Annotated in this window: 19 protein-coding genes; 12 read left to right on the top strand and 7 right to left on the bottom strand. The window is 66.4% G+C overall.

The genetic code is table 11. From position 1 onward, the window contains the following. Window positions 1-121 precede the first annotated feature (121 nt). Window positions 122-784: a GntR family transcriptional regulator gene (locus PVW46_RS21065; RefSeq protein WP_043145995.1), complete on the bottom strand. Its 663-nt coding sequence runs from the start codon at window positions 782-784 to the stop codon at window positions 122-124. Window positions 785-934: 150 nt separating this feature from the next. Between PVW46_RS21065 and PVW46_RS21060 the strand changes: the two genes are divergently transcribed. Genes PVW46_RS21060 through PVW46_RS21040 form a run of 5 tightly spaced genes read left to right on the top strand, consistent with a single transcriptional unit; the run spans window position 935 to window position 6,496 of the window. After that, window positions 935-2,020 (top strand): polyamine ABC transporter substrate-binding protein, encoded by a 1,086-nt coding sequence (locus PVW46_RS21060; RefSeq protein WP_043145998.1) that lies wholly within the window; start codon window positions 935-937, stop codon window positions 2,018-2,020. 57 nt (window positions 2,021-2,077) lie between these two features. After that, window positions 2,078-3,478: an ABC transporter ATP-binding protein gene (locus PVW46_RS21055; RefSeq protein ID WP_274577445.1), complete on the top strand. Its 1,401-nt coding sequence runs from the start codon at window positions 2,078-2,080 to the stop codon at window positions 3,476-3,478. Beyond that, a complete protein-coding gene (locus PVW46_RS21050; RefSeq protein ID WP_043146003.1) occupies window positions 3,478-4,368 on the top strand; it encodes an ABC transporter permease subunit in 891 nt (296 codons plus the stop codon). Before PVW46_RS21055 ends, PVW46_RS21050 begins: the two co-directional genes overlap by 1 nt. Further along, a complete protein-coding gene (locus PVW46_RS21045) occupies window positions 4,365-5,183 on the top strand; it encodes an ABC transporter permease (RefSeq protein ID WP_043146005.1) in 819 nt (272 codons plus the stop codon). The genes PVW46_RS21050 and PVW46_RS21045 overlap by 4 nt, the downstream gene beginning before the upstream one ends. After that, a complete protein-coding gene (locus PVW46_RS21040) occupies window positions 5,180-6,496 on the top strand; it encodes an NAD(P)/FAD-dependent oxidoreductase (RefSeq protein ID WP_069210732.1) in 1,317 nt (438 codons plus the stop codon). Before PVW46_RS21045 ends, PVW46_RS21040 begins: the two co-directional genes overlap by 4 nt. Window positions 6,497-6,549: 53 nt before the next feature. Here the strand turns inward: PVW46_RS21040 and PVW46_RS21035 are convergent, their stop codons facing one another. The 6 genes from PVW46_RS21035 to mbfA form a co-directional block, all read right to left on the bottom strand. Beyond that, window positions 6,550-7,464, bottom strand: a complete 915-nt coding sequence (locus PVW46_RS21035; protein ID WP_052244822.1) for a DMT family transporter — start codon at window positions 7,462-7,464, stop codon at window positions 6,550-6,552. A gap of 78 nt (window positions 7,465-7,542) precedes the next feature. After that, the gene (locus PVW46_RS21030; protein WP_088716774.1) at window positions 7,543-7,923 is read right to left on the bottom strand and encodes a hypothetical protein; all 381 of its coding nucleotides are present in this window, start codon (window positions 7,921-7,923) and stop codon (window positions 7,543-7,545) included. Between the two features lie 19 nt (window positions 7,924-7,942). After that, window positions 7,943-8,704 (bottom strand): DUF6478 family protein, encoded by a 762-nt coding sequence (locus PVW46_RS21025; protein ID WP_274577447.1) that lies wholly within the window; start codon window positions 8,702-8,704, stop codon window positions 7,943-7,945. Between the two features lie 96 nt (window positions 8,705-8,800). Continuing rightward, window positions 8,801-9,481, bottom strand: a complete 681-nt coding sequence (locus PVW46_RS21020) for a dihydroxy-acid dehydratase (RefSeq protein ID WP_245189153.1) — start codon at window positions 9,479-9,481, stop codon at window positions 8,801-8,803. A 22-nt stretch (window positions 9,482-9,503) separates the two neighbouring features. Continuing rightward, window positions 9,504-11,237, bottom strand: coding sequence for a dihydroxy-acid dehydratase (gene ilvD, locus PVW46_RS21015; protein WP_069210735.1), 1,734 nt, complete (start codon window positions 11,235-11,237; stop codon window positions 9,504-9,506). Window positions 11,238-11,418: 181 nt separating this feature from the next. After that, window positions 11,419-12,393: an iron exporter MbfA gene (mbfA, locus tag PVW46_RS21010; protein ID WP_069210736.1), complete on the bottom strand. Its 975-nt coding sequence runs from the start codon at window positions 12,391-12,393 to the stop codon at window positions 11,419-11,421. Between the two features lie 176 nt (window positions 12,394-12,569). On the opposite strand from mbfA, the gene PVW46_RS21005 reads away from it, so the two are divergent. From PVW46_RS21005 to PVW46_RS20975, 7 genes are all read left to right on the top strand, one after another. Next, a complete protein-coding gene (locus PVW46_RS21005) occupies window positions 12,570-12,734 on the top strand; it encodes a hypothetical protein (RefSeq protein ID WP_157903885.1) in 165 nt (54 codons plus the stop codon). A 68-nt stretch (window positions 12,735-12,802) separates the two neighbouring features. Continuing rightward, window positions 12,803-13,417: a TetR/AcrR family transcriptional regulator gene (locus tag PVW46_RS21000; RefSeq protein ID WP_069210737.1), complete on the top strand. Its 615-nt coding sequence runs from the start codon at window positions 12,803-12,805 to the stop codon at window positions 13,415-13,417. A 33-nt stretch (window positions 13,418-13,450) separates the two neighbouring features. Then, window positions 13,451-14,281: an S-formylglutathione hydrolase gene (gene fghA, locus PVW46_RS20995; protein WP_069210738.1), complete on the top strand. Its 831-nt coding sequence runs from the start codon at window positions 13,451-13,453 to the stop codon at window positions 14,279-14,281. A 48-nt stretch (window positions 14,282-14,329) separates the two neighbouring features. Continuing rightward, window positions 14,330-14,785 (top strand): YaiI/YqxD family protein, encoded by a 456-nt coding sequence (locus PVW46_RS20990; protein WP_069210739.1) that lies wholly within the window; start codon window positions 14,330-14,332, stop codon window positions 14,783-14,785. Further along, window positions 14,782-15,402, top strand: coding sequence for an HAD family hydrolase (locus PVW46_RS20985; RefSeq protein WP_043146026.1), 621 nt, complete (start codon window positions 14,782-14,784; stop codon window positions 15,400-15,402). Before PVW46_RS20990 ends, PVW46_RS20985 begins: the two co-directional genes overlap by 4 nt. Then, window positions 15,399-16,307, top strand: a complete 909-nt coding sequence (locus tag PVW46_RS20980) for an ornithine cyclodeaminase family protein (protein ID WP_069210740.1) — start codon at window positions 15,399-15,401, stop codon at window positions 16,305-16,307. Before PVW46_RS20985 ends, PVW46_RS20980 begins: the two co-directional genes overlap by 4 nt. Next, complete coding sequence (locus tag PVW46_RS20975; protein WP_069210741.1) at window positions 16,304-17,218, top strand: alpha/beta fold hydrolase; 915 nt, start codon at window positions 16,304-16,306, stop codon at window positions 17,216-17,218. The genes PVW46_RS20980 and PVW46_RS20975 overlap by 4 nt, the downstream gene beginning before the upstream one ends. Window positions 17,219-17,256 lie beyond the last annotated feature (38 nt).

The following is a 17,256-nucleotide window of genomic DNA, read 5'->3' as shown; positions in this document are numbered from 1 at the left end:
GTACGTTTTGTACAAAACGTACAGACTGACCGGTTCAGTTTCCAGCACCCGGACAGCGCCTTGCGGGACGGCGGGCGGGGCGATCTGCGCATCGCGCAGGAGCGTCCGGACGGCGCCCCGCTCAGAGGCTTTGCAGGATCATCTCCATCCCCTGCGCCACGTCCTGCTCGATCGCCCGCGCCGCCGCGGCACCGTCCCGCGCCTCCAGCGCGCGCACCAGGTCCTTGTGGCAATCCGGCAGGTGACGGGTCCCCATCTGGCCACAGACCACCCGCAGCGACGGTCCGAACCGCAGCCAGAGCGACTCTGTCAGCGCCTTCATCACGGGCGCCTGTGCGGTGTCGTTCAACACGGAATGAAAGGCATGATTCTCGCGCAGGTAGCCCTCTATGTCGCCCCGCAGGATCGCCCGGTCCAGCCGCGCGTCGATCTCCACCAACCGCGCCACCTCCTCCGGCCCGGCCCGGCCCGCCGCCCGAACCGCCAGCCGAGGCTCCAGCGCCAGCCGCGCCTCGGTCAGCTCTTCCAGGGCCGCCGCCCCTAGAACCGGCACCTCGATCCGCCGGTTCCCAAGCGCCTGCAGCGCCCCCTCGGCCGTCAACCGCCGGATCGCCTCGCGCACCGGCGTCATCCCGGCCCCAAGCCGTTCCACAAGCCCCTGGATCGTCACCGGCTCCCCCGGCGCCAGCGTCCCGAACAGCACCGCCTCGCGCAGATTGCGGTACACCTGTTCATGGGCCGGCATCCCCGCTTGCGTCCGTGCCTCTGCCGCATTTTCCGCCATCGCCGTCCCCCCGGGCCACACCGTTTTCGCCATCCCTTGCGCAGGACAGCAGGCCGTGGAAACATCGCCGAAGTTGCACGACAGCGCAACTTATGATCAAAATTTGGGGACGGGGCGCGAAAGACCCCCGCCACCAACCGGGAGAATAACATGACCAAGACACTTGTGACGATGACGGCGTCCCTTGCGCTGGCGGCCGGGATGGCTGCCGCCGAGGAGGTGCGCGTCTACAACTGGTCTGACTACATCGACGAAAGCCTGCTGGAGAAATTCGAGCAGGACACCGGCTATGAGCTGGTCTACGACGTCTTCGACAGCAACGAGGTCCTGGAGACCAAGATGCTGGCAGGCGGCTCGGGCTATGACGTGGTGGTGCCCACCGGCACCTTCCTGCAGCGCCAGATCATGGCCGGCGCCTTCCAGAAGCTGGACAAGTCCAAGCTGCCCAACATCGACAACATGTGGGACGTGATCGCGGACCGGACGGCCAAGTACGACCCCGGCAACGAATACGCGATCAACTACATGTGGGGCACCACCGGCCTCGGCGTGAACGAGGCCAAGGTCAAGGAAATCCTGGGCGACGACGCGCCCGTTACCTCCTGGGACCTGATCTTCAAGCCCGAGAACGCGGAGAAGCTGGCGGAATGCGGCATCCACATGCTGGACGCCCCGGCAGAGATGATCCCCGCCGCGCTGAACTACATCGGCGAAGATCCCGACAGCCACGATCCGGACGTGATCGCCCGCGCCGAAGAGGTGCTGATGCCGATCCGCCCCTACATCCAGAAATTCCACAGCTCGGAATACATCAACGCGCTGGCCAACGGCGACATCTGCGTGGCCGTGGGCTGGTCCGGTGACGTGCTGCAGGCGCGCGACCGCGCGGCCGAGGCCGACAACGGCGTGGTCATCAGCTACTATGCCCCGGACGAGGGCGCGCAGATGTGGTTCGACCAGATGGCCATTCCGGTCGACGCGCCGAACCCCGAGGGCGCCCATGCCTTCCTGAACTTCATCATGGATGCGCAGAACATGGCAGCGGCGTCGAACTACGTCTACTACGCCAACGGCAACAAGGCTGCGCAGGAATACCTGGCCGAGGACGTGATCGGCGATCCGGCGATCTACCCGGATGCCGCGGCGCTGGACAACACCTTTACCACCACGCCCTTCCCACCGCGCGTGCAACGCACCGTGACGCGCCTGTGGACCAAGATCAAATCGGGCACCTGAGCCCAAATCCGGACCGCGTCCCAAGGGCGCGGTCCGCCTTCTGCGTGGTGACTTATCATGGCCGAATCCGTCTTTGCCCCCTGGAATGATCCAGAGGCAAAACCCCTCATCCAGTTCAAGGGCGTGACCAAGCGTTTCGGCGATTTCACCGCCATCGACGACCTCACCCAGAACATCTACGAACGCGAATTCTTTGCCCTGCTCGGGCCGTCGGGCTGCGGCAAGACAACCCTGATGCGCATGCTGGCCGGGTTCGAGGAACCGACCGAAGGCCAGATCCTGCTGAACGGCACCGACATCGGACATGTTCCCCCGAACAAGCGGGCGGTGAACATGATGTTCCAGAGCTACGCCCTGTTCCCGCACCTCTCGGTCTACGACAACATCGCCTTTGGCCTGCGCCGCGAGAAAAAGCCCAAGGACGAGATCCACGCGCGGGTAAAGGAAATGCTGCGGCTGACGCGGCTTGACCGTTTTGCCCAACGCAAGCCACACCAGATTTCCGGCGGCCAGCGTCAGCGCGTGGCCCTGGCGCGCAGCCTGGCCAAGGCGCCAAAGCTCCTGCTGCTCGACGAACCGCTGGGCGCGCTCGACAAGAAACTGCGCGAGGAAACGCAGTTCGAGCTGATGGACATCCAGGAAAAGACCGGCACCACCTTCATCATTGTCACCCACGACCAGGAAGAGGCGATGACCGTGGCCAGCCGGGTCGCGGTGATGGACGAGGGCCGCATTGTCCAGGTGGCGACGCCCGACGTGATCTACGAGGCGCCGAATTCGGTCTATGTCGCGGATTTCATCGGCGATGTGAACCTGATCCGCGGCACGGCGCGGGCCCGGCCGACGGACACCCCACCCGAAACGGTGGCCAAGCCGGAACCAGAGCCGAAACCGGCGCCCGCGCCCAGGGAAACGGCCAGCGCCCCCGCGCCCGAACGCGCCGCACCGCAGCCCAACACCCTTGGCCGGGCCTTGCATGACAAGCTGCTCAGCCCAATCTTCGGCAAATGGCTCGAGGATGAGCCGCGCCGCCTGCCGCCGCCTGCCGCCCCCGAGGCGCCAAAGCCCGCCGCCCCCGAGACACCGGCCCCGTCCCCTCAACCACAGGATATTCCGCCCGGCGGGCTGGAAATCGACTGGTCCGAGGGGCAGGCAGCGATCATTGCGGCGAACGGCGATCCCGCGCTTGCCGGCGAAAAGGTCGTCCTGGCGCTGCGCCCCGAAAAGCTGGGCATTGCCAAGACCCGCCCAGAAGCTCCGAACACGCTGAAAGGCAAGGTCATCGACATCGCCTACCTCGGCAATATCTCGACCTATCACGTCGAGATCGAGGGCGGCGTCATGGTCAAGGCACAGGCCGCCAACACGCGCCGCATCGCGCGCCGTGACATCACCTGGGAAGACGAGGTCTGGCTGAGCTTCACCGCCACCGCCGGCGTCATCCTGAAGGACGAATGATGCGCCGCGCCGTCCTGATCGCCGTTCCCTACCTCTGGCTGCTGGCCCTTTTCCTGGTGCCATTCATCATCGTCCTGAAGATCTCTCTTTCGGACATCGCGCTGGCCCGCCCGCCCTACGCGCCGCAACTGGACCTGAACGAAGGCTGGGCCGGGATACGGGCCTTCTTTGCCGGGCTGGACTTCGAGAATTTCACCTTCCTGACCACCGACGATCTCTACTGGAAGGCCTATCTCAGTTCTGTCCGCATCGCCGCCGTTGCCACGCTCTGCACCCTGCTGGTGGGCTATCCGATTGCCTACGGCATGGCCCGCGCGCCGCATGAATGGCGCCCGACGCTGCTGATGCTGGTGATCCTGCCGTTCTGGACCAGCTTTCTGATCCGGGTCTATTCCTGGATCGGCATCCTGTCGACCGAGGGCGTCTTGAACCAGTTCCTGATGGGCATCGGCCTGATCGGTGAACCGCTGACGATCCTCAACACCAACACCGCAGTCTACATCGGCATCGTCTACACCTACCTGCCCTTCATGATCCTGCCGATCTACTCGGCGTTGGAAAAGATGGACGAAAGCCTGCTGGAGGCGGCAGAGGATCTGGGCTCGTCCCGGCTCGCCGCCTTCTGGCTGGTGACGATCCCGCTGTCGCGCAACGGCATCGTGGCAGGTTGTTTCCTGGTCTTCATCCCCTCCATCGGTGAATTCGTGATCCCCTCGCTCTTGGGCGGGTCGGATACGCTGATGATCGGCAAGGTGCTGTGGGAAGAGTTCTTCTCGAACCGCGACTGGCCGGTGGCCAGCGCCGTGGCCGTGGTGCTGCTCTTGATCCTGATCATCCCGATCGTGCTGTTCCAGCGGTCCGAGGAAAAAGCGCGGGAGGCCGGACGATGAGACGTTTCAGCTGGTTCAACGCCACCTCGCTGACCCTGGGCTTTGCCTTTCTCTACCTGCCGATGATCCTGCTGGTGGTCTATTCCTTCAACGAAAGCCGGCTGGTGACGGTCTGGGCCGGCTTCTCGACCAAGTGGTACGGCGAACTGCTGCAGAACGAGGAATTCCTCGACGCCGCCTGGGTCACGCTCAAGGTCGCCTTCTTTTCCTCGACCATCGCCACGGTGCTGGGCACGATGGCGGCCTACGTGATGATCCGCGCGGGCCGTTTCCCGGGGCGGACGCTGTTTTCCGGCATGATCTACGCGCCGCTTGTCATGCCGGAAGTCATCACTGGCCTGTCGCTCTTGCTGTTGTTCATCGGCATCGGGCTGGACCGGGGCGTGCTGACCGTGGTGCTGGCCCATACGACCTTTTCCATGTGCTACGTCTCGGTCGTGGTCTCGTCACGGCTCAGCACCTTTGACCAGGCGCTGGAAGAGGCGGCGCTGGATCTTGGCGCCTCGCCCTTCGAGAGCTTTACCCTGATCACCCTGCCGATCATCGCGCCCGCCGTGATCTCGGGCTGGCTGCTGGCCTTTACCCTGTCGCTCGACGATCTGGTGATCGCCAGCTTCACCACCGGGCCGGGTGCCACGACCCTGCCGATCAAGGTCTTCTCCGCCGTCCGGCTGGGGGTCTCGCCGGAAATCAACGCACTCTCCACCCTGCTCATCAGCATCGTGACCGTGGGTGTCATCACCGCCTCGCTGGTGTCGAAACGCGCGGCGGTCCAGCGCCGGCGCGAGGAACAGGCCGCGCAGCGCACCGCGTGAGCCGGCTCTACGAACCGGCGGCCTACGGGCCTCAGGGGGCCTGTTACTGGGCCGATACGGTCACGCCAGATGACTGGCCGCGGCTTGACGGCGACCTGACGGTCGATGTGGCCGTGATCGGGGGCGGTTTTGCAGGTCTGAACGCCGCCCTGCACCTGGCCGGGCACGGCACTTCGCTTGCGGTGCTGGAGGCAGAGCACCCCGGCTGGGGGGCCTCCGGGCGCAACGGCGGGTTCTGCTGTCTCGGTGGCAGCAAGGCCCCCGCTGCGCTGCTGAACCGGCGGTTCGGGCAAGGCGCGGCGCAGGACTGGGCCGCGACCGAGAAAGCCGCCGTTTCCCATGTCGAAGCACTGATCGACCGCCACGGCTGGCAGGTCGACCGGCATTCACAGGGCGAAACCCTGCTGGCGCACAAGCCCCGCGCCTACCGCGCGCTCTGCGCGGAGGCCGAGGAGACCGCCGCCACCTATGGCGTGTCGCCAGAAGTGCATACCACCGACGACCTCGCCGCCCGGGGCCTGGGCGGGCCGTGGCATGGCGGCATGACCCTGCCCATCGGCTTTGCCCTGAACCCGCGCAAGTATCACGCGGCACTGGCCAGTGAAGCGACGGCAACGGGCGCGCGCCTGTTCGCCCACAGTCCCGTCACCGGGATGGAGCGCGTCGGCAACCATTGGCGCCTGACGACCAATGGCGGCACCGTCACCACCCAAAACGTGATCCTGGCCACCAATGGTTACAGCCACGAGACCCTGCCGCCCTGGCTGCGCGCCCGCACCCTGCCGCTGCAATCCAATGTCATCGTCACCCGCCCCCTGAGTGCGGCGGAACAGCAGGCGGCGGGTTGGTGGTCGGACCAGATGGCCTATGACACGCGGCTCTTGTTGCGCTACTTCCGCAAGATGCCCGACGGGCGGTTCCTGTTCGGGATGCGCGGTGGTCTGCGCGCCACGCCCGGCGCCGAGGCACGGCTGTCGCGCCGCATCCGGGCGGATTTCGCGCGGATCTTCCCGGCCTGGACGGATGTGGAGATCACGCATGAATGGTCCGGCCTCGTCTGCCTGATGCGCAACCTCGTGCCCTTCGTCGGACCGGTGCCGGATCATCCCGGCCTGTTCGCCGCGCTGGGGTTTCACGGCAACGGGGTCGCGATGGGATCCTATGCCGGGCGACTGGCGGCGGATCAGGTGTTGGGCGACCGCCCCGACGCCCCGAACTGGCTTGCCACGCCGCCGCCGCGCTTTCCCCTTGGCCGTCGGCGCCGGTTGTTGATGGCGCCGGCCTACCTGATGGCAGAGGCGTTCGACCTGTAGCGCCTTGCCGGACCGCGCCTCCCTTCGGGCCGGGGCCGCGCCCGGACCGCGCCTCACCCCTGCGGGGTCATGTTGGGGCGGGCCTTGCCACGCTGGATGCCCAGTTGCCGTTCGCGCCAGATGATGATCCCGCCCGCCGCGATCACGATGGCCGAGCCGACCAGCACCATCACCGTGGGCACCTCGTCGAAGAAGACATAGCCAAAGAGGATCGCGAAGAGGATCGAGGCATAGTCGAAGGGCGCCACCACCGCTGCCCCGGCAAAACGATAGGCCGAGGTGATGAAGATCTGCGCCACACCGCCGATCAGCCCCGCCCCCACCAGCATCGCCAGCACATGGGCATCCGGCACGACCCAGCCAAAGGGCAGCGTCAGCAGCGAAAACCCCGTCGCCGTCAGCGAGAAATAGAAGACGATGGCAGAGGTCTCCTCGACCGCGACCATGCGGCGGATCTGGATCTGCGCCAGCGCCCGCATCACCGCCGAGGCCAGCACCAGCGCCACCCCCAGCATGGCCGCATCGTCCACGCTGTCCAACGTCAGCCGGGGCCAGAGCACGATGCAGACCCCGACCAGCCCCAGCACGACCGCCGACAGCCTGAACAGGCGCAACCGCTCGCCCAGCAGCAGAGCAGCCAGCAGCACCGTCAGCATCGGCGCGGCAAAGCCCAGCGCCGTCACCTCGGGCAAGGGCAGCAACCCCAGCGCGGCAAAGCCGCAGCCCATCGCCGTCACCCCGATCAGCCCGCGCCAGACGTGCAGAACCGGGTTCTTCGCCTTCAGCCCGGTCTTGAGATCGCCGCGCATGGCCAGCCAGGCCACGATCACCGGCATGGCAAAGAACGAACGGAAAAACACCGCCTCGCCTGTCGGAACATGGGCAGAGCTCGCCTTGATGAGCGAGGCCATGATGGTGAACAGGACGACAGAGGTCAGCTTCAGCGCGATGCCACGCAGCGGGGACATGGGGGCTCCTTCGGGGATGGCGCAACACTGGACCTGCGCGCAGCCAAGGTCAATCGCCCCCTGGAACCCAACGTCAGGTCAACCGGTATCGCGGCAATGTTTGCGGAAGGCGCGTTTCAAAAGATCCAGTTCCGCACGCAACAACGAAACTTCGGCGCGGATGTCTTCTGCCAGCGCCTCACCCGCGACCAGGGTAAAGCTGGCCAGCACGCATTCCTCCCGCGCGTCGCGGATCAGGACGGTGCTGACCCCGTCGCCCAGGGCCTCGACCGGGACGGGCACCTCGACGACCCAGCGGCCCGGCTCGGCGGTGTCGGTCAGAGTGACGCCGTGGATCGGACGGTCCTCGAAGCTGGCCACGATCTCGGGCACCTGTTCGGCGCCCTGCTGCTGCCGCACCAAGAGCCCCTCCCAAAGGCCATCGCGGAACCGGGTCTTGGTCAGTGTGAACACGCTCATGGCTTGGCCCCTCCGGCAGTCACAGCGCCGCCCTGCGACGGCGGCTGAAAGTCAGGTCGTGCAGGGTGACCTGGTTCATCCGTGGACCTTCAAAGATCAGGTCCAGCCAGATCTTCTCGACCCGTTTCTCGTTCAGGCGTGAATAGGCCAGGTCGAATTCCACCTGCACGGTCTCCGCGTTCAGCGGCAGTTCGCGGACCACCTGTTCGGTGTTCGGCCCGTGCTTGACGTTCAGACGGGCAAAGATCTCCAGCGGGCGTTCCATCTCGACGATGGTTTCGATCCGCACCAGGTGCTGTTTCGACAAGCCCTGCGCCGCCGCCTCTGGCAATTCCACCGCCAGCGACAGATAGGATCCCGAAAAGCCGAAGACATCCAGTTGCAGCCCGTAGGCCGCAAGATCGGCGGCCCGCCGGTTGCGGACCTGGCGCAACGTGATCTCCGATCGCGGGCAATCGTGGAACAGCCGCGCCTCTTGTCCCAGCTGGGTCTTGCTCTGGACCTCGGCGATGCCCTGTACCGGCAGCGGCCCGCTCCATATCTCGGGGCGCCAGGCCCAGTCCGCGTCCCTGGGACGCGGAAAGGACTGGTTGCCGACCTGCGGCAGCGCAAGCCGGGCATCCGCGACATGCAGGACCTCGTCCAGACGCGACCGTAATCGCCGGGCCAGCGCCCTCTGGCGGCGCAATTCGGCCAGGTCCATCCCGGCCGCGGCACGCGCCAGCCGTGTCCAGCGCCGCAGCATGGCGGCATGGCCTGCCCGGCTCAACCAGTCCTGCACTGTCGCCCCCGTGTTCCCTTGCGCCCCTGACCTGTCACGCCGGGGCGCGATGGTCACGGGGAATGGTTTCCTTATCGGAAACTATTCTGGCAAATCCTAACGATTGAATAAACGCCCCAGCATGCCGTTTGCCGGTTTCGGCTGCGCGGCACTGGCCTCCTTGGGGCTGAGACGCGAAATATTGTCCCTGACCCGACCAAGCATGGCCTCGCCCCGGTCGCCCGCCAGCGCGCTGCCGCGCGGGGCGTAAAGCGCAAGCCCGACCAGGCGCCCGCCCTGCAGGAAGGCCGCCCGCCAATAGCGCGGGTCGCTGCCCTCGAACATCGTGTCGCCGCCGCTGGAAAGATGCGCCGTGACACGGCCCCGCCGCGTATCGCCATCCAGCAGTTCGGACCCCGCCGCCTGCGCCAGCGCCTGCGGCGTGGGCAGATCCGTGGTATCGCCGCGCGGCCCCACCGTGACGGTGACCAGCACCGGCGCCACCGGACGCCCCGCCTGTCCGCCGCTGAGGATATGGCACGAGGCGATGACCGCGAACCCGCGTTCCGGCCCCGCGCGCTTGGACTCCGGGTCGAGGCAATAGCCATCGGGCCCGGCAACCACCACATCGCCCCCGGCAAGGCTGGCCTTGGCCAGCGGTGCCCGCCGTTGCCCGCCCCCTCCGGCAAAGAAGGCGGCAAGACCCGCGCGCGCCTCGGCGTCGGCGCCATCTGGGTTCGACCCCGGCAGGGTGTTTAGACAACCGGCCAGGAACAGCGCGCCGGCGGCGCACGTCATGAGGCTGCGCGCCGCCACCGGGTCAGAGATCCGCGTAGACGTGTTTCTCGGCGGCGCCGCCGGGATGGGTCACCGCGCCCTTGTAGGTCTCGCCGACAAGTTGCGCGTATTTCCACAGCGAACCGGAGGCGTAGATCGTCTCCCTGGGGCCGGACCAGGCGTCCTTGCGGGCGGCCAGTTCCTCGTCGGTCAGGTCGACGGAGATAGCGCCGTTCACCGCGTCGATGGTGATGACGTCGCCGTCCTGCACCAGCGCGATCGGTCCGCCGTGCGCCGCCTCGGGGCCGACGTGACCGACGCAGAACCCCCGCGTCGCGCCCGAGAACCGGCCATCGGTGATCAGCGCCACCTTCTTGCCCATGCCCTGACCGGACAGTGCCGCCGTGGTGGCCAGCATCTCGCGCATGCCGGGGCCACCTGCCGGACCCTCGTTGCGGATGACGATGACCTCGCCTTCCTTGTAGGCGCGCATCTTGACCGCCTCAAAGGCGTCCTCTTCGCATTCGAACACCCGCGCTGGTCCGGTAAAGACCTGGTCCTCGGCCGCGATGCCCGCGACCTTCACGATGGCGCCCTGGGGGGCAAGGTTGCCCTTCAGGCCCACGACACCGCCGGTCCTGGTGATCGGCGTCTCGATGGGATAGATCACCTTGCCGTCGGCCTCGCGCTCGATCAGGTCCAGCTCTTCGCCGATGGCGCGGCCGCTGGCAGTCATGCAATCCTCGTGGATCAGGCCCGCCTTGCGCAGTTCCTTCATTACCACTGGCACGCCGCCCGCCTCGTACAGGTCCTTGGCGACGTAGTTGCCGCCCGGCTTGAGGTCGACGAAATAGGGCGTGTCGCGGAAGATCTCGCAGACATCGTCGAGGTAGAATTCCAGCCCCGCCTCATGCGCGATGGCGGGCAGGTGCAGCCCGGCGTTCGTCGATCCGCCGGTACAGGCGACGACACGCGCCGCGTTCTCCAGCGATTTCCGCGTGACGATGTCGCGCGCGCGGATGTTCTGTTCCAGCAGGTGCATCGCGGCAATGCCCGACGCGGTGCCATAGGCGTCGCGGCTTTCATACGGCGCCGGCGCGCCCGAGGAATTCATCAGCGCCAGGCCGATCGCCTCGGAGACGCAGGCCATCGTGTTGGCGGTGAACTGGCCGCCGCAGGCGCCGGCTGAGGGGCAGGCCGCTTTCTCGATGGCGCGCAGCTCTTCGTCGCTGTTGGCACCGGCCTGGTGCTTGCCCACCGCCTCGAAGACGTCCTGGACGGTGATGTCCTTGCCCTTGTACCGGCCCGGCATGATCGAGCCACCGTAGATGAAGACGGAGGGCACGTTCAGGCGCACCATCGCCATCATCATCCCCGGCAGCGACTTGTCACAGCCCGCCAGGCCCACGATGGCATCGTAACAATGGCCGCGCATGGTCAGTTCCACCGTGTCGGCAATGGCCTCGCGCGACGCCAGCGAGGCACGCATGCCCTCGTGGCCCATCGCGATGCCGTCGGTCACGGTGATGGTGGTGAACTCGCGCGGGGTGCCGCTGGCTTCCTTGACGCCCAGCTTGACCGCCTGCGCCTGCCGGTTCAGCGCGATGTTGCAGGGCGCGGCCTCGTTCCAGCAGGTTGCCACGCCGACCAGCGGTTGGTGAATCTCTTCCTCGGTCAGCCCCATCGCGTACAGGAACGACCGATGCGGTGCGCGCGCCGGGCCTTCGGTGACATGGCGGCTGGGCAGTTTGGTCTTGTCGAATGGACGCTTGAGCATGGGCTTGGCTCCTCCCGTGGAGTGGGTTTTTCTTGGAATAACCAAGCCCCGAAAGCGGCACAAGCGTCAAGCGCCGCTTGGTATACCAGCGGGGCCTCCGGCGGCAGGCGTCCGGTGGGACGGCGGGCGGGGCGAATTTCAGCTGGCTGAAAGAGCGGCGCCCACCGTCCCGAACCATCCGTCACCCCGAGCCGATCAGGGCCCCGGCGGCAAAGACCAGCGCCCCGCCCAGGACAACCTGGAAGGTGGCGCGCAGGAACGGCGTCTCCATGAACTTGTTCTGGATCCAGGCAATCGCCCAAAGCTCGATGAAAACGACGATCAGGGCGATGGTCGTCGCGGTCCAGAAATGCGGGATCAGGTAGGGCAGCGCATGGCCCAGCCCGCCCACCGTGGTCATCACGCCAGAGGCGATGCCGCGTTTCGTCGGCGACCCGCGCCCCGACAACTCGCCATCGTCCGAAGCAGCCTCGGTAAAGCCCATCGAGATCCCCGCGCCAACAGAGGCGGCCAGCCCGACCAAGAAAGTCGTCCAGGGATCGTGGGTGGCAAAGGCGGTGGCAAAGATCGGCGCAAGGGTCGAGACCGACCCATCCATCAGCCCCGCCAGTCCCGGCTGCACCCAGGTCAGGACGAACTGCCGCTTGGCCCGGTCGTCTTCCTCGTCCCGGGCCTCTGCGCCCAGGTGCTCGGCTTCCAGTTCGTGCGCCCGGTTCTCGTGTTTCGCCTCCATCGCGGCCAGGTCGCCCAGCAGCTTGCGGGTGTCCGCGTCCTGCGCGTTCTGCGCCGCCATGTGATAGAACCGCTCCGCCTGCCGCTCCATGCTGGCGGCCTCGTCGCGGATCCGTTCCAGCGACAGGTTTTCCGTCAGCCAGACGGGGCGGCGGGCATAGTACCCCGCCACATGTTCGCGGCGGATCAGCGGGATCACCTCTCCGAACCGGGCGCTGTGCAGGTCGATCAGGGCGCGGCGATGGCCGTCCTCTTCCTGGGCCATACCGTCAAAGACCGCCGCAGTGTCCGGGTAGTCCGCCCGCAGGCGTTCGGCAAAGCTGCGATAGATGCGTGCGTCATCCTCTTCCGAGGAGATCGCAAGTGCCAGCACTTCCTGTTCCGAGAGGTCACGAAAGCGGCGGCGGTTTCCCATGTAAAGCATGTTGTGCCTCATTTTAGAATTATTCTAAACAGTAGTCAGCATTTGCCCAAGCGCAAGCGCCAAGTCCCGCGGTTGGCCAATCTGCCGCATTCGCTGCCTGCCTCTTGCAAATCAAACTGAACCGTATAGTTTATTTAACTGAACCGTTCGGTTCGATTTCCAAGACGGAGCCAGTCATGAAACGCATCCTCCTTGCCCTCGCCGCCGCTGCTGCCCTTGTCACCGGTCCCGCGCTGGCCGACGTCGGCCCGGTCTTCCTGCCCGACCTCACCTTTCCCGCGCCACAGCCGCATCCCGACATGTCCTCGCAGGGTTGCGCGGGGCCGCAGGTCTGCAAGTGACGCCGCGCATTCCTTGCCCAAACTGAACCGAGCAGTCTATAATCAACCCTGCGAAAGAGAGGGGCGCAATGAACACACAACCGGCGGTCCGGAAAGGGCGCAAGTTCGACCAGGTGGTCGATGGCGCGCGCGAGATCTTTTTGCGTGACGGCTTCGAAGGCGCCAGCGTCGACGACATCGCGCGCGAGGCGGGCGTCTCCAAGGCGACGCTCTACAGCTATTTCCCCGACAAGCGCCTGCTCTTCATCGAGGTGGCCAGCGCCCAGTGCCGCAACCAGGCCGACCAGGCCCTGCTGACGATGGACCTCACCCGCCCCCCGCGTGAGGTTCTCGCCCGCGCCGGGCGCAAGTTCCTGGGCTTTCTCTATTCCGAGATGGGGCAGCGGATCTTCCGGATCTGCGTCGCCGAATCCGACCGTTTCCCAGAGCTTGGCCGCCAGTTCTACCAGAGCGGGCCGATGATCATGCGCCGCGTGATGACGGACTATCTCACCGCCGCCTGCGAGCGCGGCGAGTTGCAGATCGACGACATGACGCTGGCCTCGGACCAGTTCGCGGAACTCTGCAAGGCGGACCTCTGGCCCAAGATCATATTTGGCATTCAGTCCAGTTTCAGCGATGACGACATCGCACGAGTCGTGGATGGTGCCGTCGAAACCTTCATGGCACGCTACGGAACATGACAAGCGCCCCCGGCGGGCGCGCTGGGAGACACGATGAAGACCGTATCCGAAAACAAATGCTTTGGCGGAACCCAGGGCGTTTACACGCATGCCTCCGACGCCTGCAAATGCGACATGACCTTTGGCCTGTTCCTGCCCGAAGAGGCGGCGCATGTGCCGGTGCCCGTGCTCTGGTATCTCTCCGGGCTGACCTGCACGCATGAAAATGCAATGGTCAAGGCCGGCGCACAGGGCTGGGCCGCCGAACACGGGCTGGCGCTGATCTTTCCCGACACCTCGCCGCGCGGCGACGACGTGGCCGATGACGAAGCCTATGACCTGGGCAAGGGCGCCGGTTTCTACGTCAACGCGACAGAGGCCCCCTGGGCGCCGCATTTCAACATGTGGGACTACGTGGCAGAGGAACTGCCTGCGCTGGTGGGCGAAAATTTCGCGCTCGACATGAGCCGGCAGGCGATCACCGGGCACTCGATGGGCGGGCATGGCGCGCTGACCCTGGCGATGGGCCTGCCGGGCCGTTTCGCCAGCGTCTCGGCTTTTGCGCCGATCACCCACCCCTCCGCCAGCGACTGGGGCCGCAAGCAGCTGGGCGCCTACCTGGGCGCGAATGAGTCGACCTGGGCGGCCCATGATTCCACCCTGCTGATGCGGGACAAGGGCTTTGACGGGCCGGTGCTGATCGACCAGGGCGGCGATGACCAGTTCCTCGATCTGCTCAAACCCGAATGCCTGGCCGAAGCGATGGCCGCCCGCCGCCAGGATGGCGTCTTCCGGATGCAGAAAGGCTATGACCACAGCTATTTCTTCGTCTCGACCTTCATGGAAGACCACGTTGCCTTCCACTCCGAGGCGCTCCATGCGTGACCCCGTCCCGGCCCTGCGCCGGGACCTCCTTCCGGGCGGGGCCTTGCGATGACGCTTTACGTCGACGCCGACGCCTGCCCGGTCAAGGCAGAGGCCGAAACCGTCGCCACCCGGCACAGGCTGGCGATGGTGCTGGTCGCCAACGGCGGGCTGCGCCCCTCGCGCAACCCGCTGGTCAGCCTGCAGATCGTCCCCGACGGCCCCGACGAGGCCGACAAGTGGATCGCCGATCAGGCCGGGCCCGGCGACGTGGTCATCACCAATGACATCCCGCTGGCGGCAAAATGCGTCGAGGCCGGCGCGCAGGTGCTGCGCCCGGACGGCTCTGCGCTGACGCAGGCCAACATCGGCGCGCAACTGGCCATGCGCGACCTGATGAGCGATCTGCGCGCCGCCGATCCCTTTCGGCAGGGCTCGGGCAAGGGGTTTACAAAGGCCGACCGCAGCCGTTTCCTCGACGCATTGGAACGGGCCGTCCGGCAGGCAGGGAAAACAAGGACATGACCATCAAGGCGGTGATCTTCGACATCGGCAACGTGCTGATCGAATGGCAGCCCGAACGCTACTACGACGCACGGATCGGCGAGGACCGGCGCCGCGCCATGTTTGCCCAACTGGACCTTCACGGCATGAACGACGTGATCGACCGCGGCGGCGATTTTCGCGGCACGGTCTACGACTGGGCAGAGAAAACCCCGGAATGGGGCGAGGAAATCCGCCTCTGGCACGACGACTGGCTGGAAATGGCGAAACCCGCCATTCCCCGTTCCGTCCGCGTGATGCGGGCGCTGCGGGCCAAAGGCACGCCGGTCCACGCGCTGACCAATTTCGGCATCGGCACATGGGAAATCGCCACTCCGGCCTATGACTTCCTGAACGAATTCGATCAGGCTTTCGTCAGCGGCCACATGGGCGTCATCAAGCCCGAGCCCGAGATCTACCAACAGGTCGAAACGCAACTTGGCCTGCCCGGTCAGGCGCTGCTCTTTACCGACGACCGCGCCGACAACATCGCCGCCGCCGCCGCGCGCGGCTGGCACACCCATCATTTCACCGGACCCGACGGCTGGGCGCAAAGGCTCGTCGCCGAGGGCCTGCTGACTGAAAGCGAGGCGCAATGACCACCATCATCCCTTTCGACGAAGGCGAAAAGAACCTCGACTGGCTTGGCCTTGCGCGGGCCTTCGATGCGGGCCACCAACTGCCCAAGGCGGAAATCGAGGATGTCTTTCTCTACCGCGGCAAGGACACGCTGCTGAATCGCTCGGCCTGGATCGACGGGCTGGGCATCGCGGTCAAGGCGGCCACGGTCTTTCCCGGCAACCCCGGTAAGGGCAAGCCGATGATCGGCGGCGCGGTGAACCTATTCGACGACGGTGACGGCAGCCTGAGCGCGGTGGTGGATTTCCACCTCGTCACCAAGTGGAAGACCGCAGGCGACAGCCTCTGCGCGGCGCTGAAACTGGCCCGCCCCGACAGCCGCAAGATCCTGATCGTGGGCGCGGGCACGGTGGGCGCATCGCTTCACCAGGCCTATTCCGCCGGTTTCCCCGAGGCAGAGTTCACCGTCTGGAACCGCACCCCCGACAAGGCCCGCGCCTTCGCCGAAGAGCGCGGCATCGCCTGGGCCGAGGATCTCGAACAGGCAGTGGGCGCTGCCGACATCGTCACCTCCGCCACCATGAGCACCACCCCCCTGCTGAAAGGCGACTGGTTCCGCCCCGGCCAGCACATCGACCTGATCGGCGCCTACCGCCCCGACATGCGCGAGGCCGACGACACCGCCATCAAGCGCGCGCGGCTCTTTGTCGACAGCTACGACACCACGCTGGCCCATATCGGAGAGCTCAAGATCCCCTTCACCAACGGGCTGATCACCGGCCATGACATCGTCGCCGATTACTATGCGCCGGAACTCTTCCACCGCCGTAGCGACGAAGAGATCACCCTGTTCAAGAACGGTGGCGGCGCCCATCTCGACCTGATGTGCGCGCGCTACATCCTCGACGCCTGGCAAGCGGCATGACCCTGCTCGGCGGCGCGCTGGCGCTTGCCGCGCTCGGCGCCGCCGCCCTGCCCGCCTGGCGCGAAACCCGCCGCCAAAGGACCCCGGACCTGCAGATCAGCGCCCCCGGGCAATTCGCCGAACTGTCCCAGGGGCGCACCCATTACCAGTGGTCCGGCCCCGAGGACGCCCCGGTCGTCGTCTGCGTCCACGGGTTGACCACCCCTTCCTTCGTCTGGCGCGGGTTGATCCCGCACCTGACCGCCGCCGGGGTGCAGGTGCTCAGCTACGATCTCTACGGGCGCGGCTTTTCCGACGCGCCGCGCGGCCGCCAGACCGGCGCCTTCTTCACCCGGCAACTGTCCGACCTGCTGGAGCATGAGGGGATCGACACGCCCGTGACCCTTATGGGCTACTCGATGGGCGGCGCCATCGTCACCTGCTTTGCCGCCGCGCATCCGGACCGCGTGCTCCGGCTGGCCCTCGTGGCGCCCGCCGGCATGGGCCACGATCTCGGGCCGATCGCCCGCTTCACCACCGGCGTGCCCATCCTGGGCGATTGGCTCTTCAACATGGGCTATCCCCGCCAGTTGCGTGCGGGCATCGAGGCAGAGCGCGCCCTGCCCTCTTCGGTTCAGGGGATCGCGGACCTGCAACTGGCCCAACTCGACCGGCGCGGTTTCCTGCGCTCGGTGCTGTCCTCGCTGCGCGGCGTGCTGCGCGCGCCCCTGCAAGAGGAACACCGGAAAATCGCCGGGGCCGGGATTCCCGTCACGGCGGTCTGGGGCCGCGAGGACAAGGTGATCCCGCTCAGTGCCCTGGCAACGCTGACCCAGTGGAACCGCACCGCCCGGCAAGAGGTCATCGACGGCGCCGGCCACGGCCTCACCTATACCCACACGGATCAACTCGCCCGCGCGCTCAACCTCTGACCGTCCAGCGTTTCTTTGGGCCGAAAATACCTCCGGGG

The sequence above is a fragment of the Mameliella sp. AT18 genome (assembly GCF_028807275.1).
Lineage (GTDB): Bacteria > Pseudomonadota > Alphaproteobacteria > Rhodobacterales > Rhodobacteraceae > Antarctobacter > Antarctobacter albus.
The sequence above is the reverse complement of the archived record's forward strand: the minus strand, read 5'-3'. Positions and strand labels throughout refer to the sequence as shown.

Coding starts and splice junctions, on each gene's coding strand:
- PVW46_RS20990 (WP_069210739.1), top strand. CDS start 14,330: ATGACGCTTTACGTCGACGCCGACGCCTGCCCGGTCAAGGCAGAGGCC.
- PVW46_RS20975 (WP_069210741.1), top strand. CDS start 16,304: ATGACCCTGCTCGGCGGCGCGCTGGCGCTTGCCGCGCTCGGCGCCGCC.
- PVW46_RS21065 (WP_043145995.1), bottom strand. CDS start 784: ATGGCGGAAAATGCGGCAGAGGCACGGACGCAAGCGGGGATGCCGGCC.
- PVW46_RS21000 (WP_069210737.1), top strand. CDS start 12,803: ATGAACACACAACCGGCGGTCCGGAAAGGGCGCAAGTTCGACCAGGTG.
- PVW46_RS21060 (WP_043145998.1), top strand. CDS start 935: ATGACCAAGACACTTGTGACGATGACGGCGTCCCTTGCGCTGGCGGCC.
- PVW46_RS21020 (WP_245189153.1), bottom strand. CDS start 9,481: ATGACGTGCGCCGCCGGCGCGCTGTTCCTGGCCGGTTGTCTAAACACC.
- PVW46_RS20985 (WP_043146026.1), top strand. CDS start 14,782: ATGACCATCAAGGCGGTGATCTTCGACATCGGCAACGTGCTGATCGAA.
- PVW46_RS21035 (WP_052244822.1), bottom strand. CDS start 7,464: ATGTCCCCGCTGCGTGGCATCGCGCTGAAGCTGACCTCTGTCGTCCTG.
- PVW46_RS21005 (WP_157903885.1), top strand. CDS start 12,570: ATGAAACGCATCCTCCTTGCCCTCGCCGCCGCTGCTGCCCTTGTCACC.
- PVW46_RS21050 (WP_043146003.1), top strand. CDS start 3,478: ATGCGCCGCGCCGTCCTGATCGCCGTTCCCTACCTCTGGCTGCTGGCC.
- PVW46_RS21030 (WP_088716774.1), bottom strand. CDS start 7,923: ATGAGCGTGTTCACACTGACCAAGACCCGGTTCCGCGATGGCCTTTGG.
- ilvD (WP_069210735.1), bottom strand. CDS start 11,237: ATGCTCAAGCGTCCATTCGACAAGACCAAACTGCCCAGCCGCCATGTC.
- PVW46_RS20980 (WP_069210740.1), top strand. CDS start 15,399: ATGACCACCATCATCCCTTTCGACGAAGGCGAAAAGAACCTCGACTGG.
- PVW46_RS21055 (WP_274577445.1), top strand. CDS start 2,078: ATGGCCGAATCCGTCTTTGCCCCCTGGAATGATCCAGAGGCAAAACCC.
- fghA (WP_069210738.1), top strand. CDS start 13,451: ATGAAGACCGTATCCGAAAACAAATGCTTTGGCGGAACCCAGGGCGTT.
- mbfA (WP_069210736.1), bottom strand. CDS start 12,393: ATGCTTTACATGGGAAACCGCCGCCGCTTTCGTGACCTCTCGGAACAG.
- PVW46_RS21045 (WP_043146005.1), top strand. CDS start 4,365: ATGAGACGTTTCAGCTGGTTCAACGCCACCTCGCTGACCCTGGGCTTT.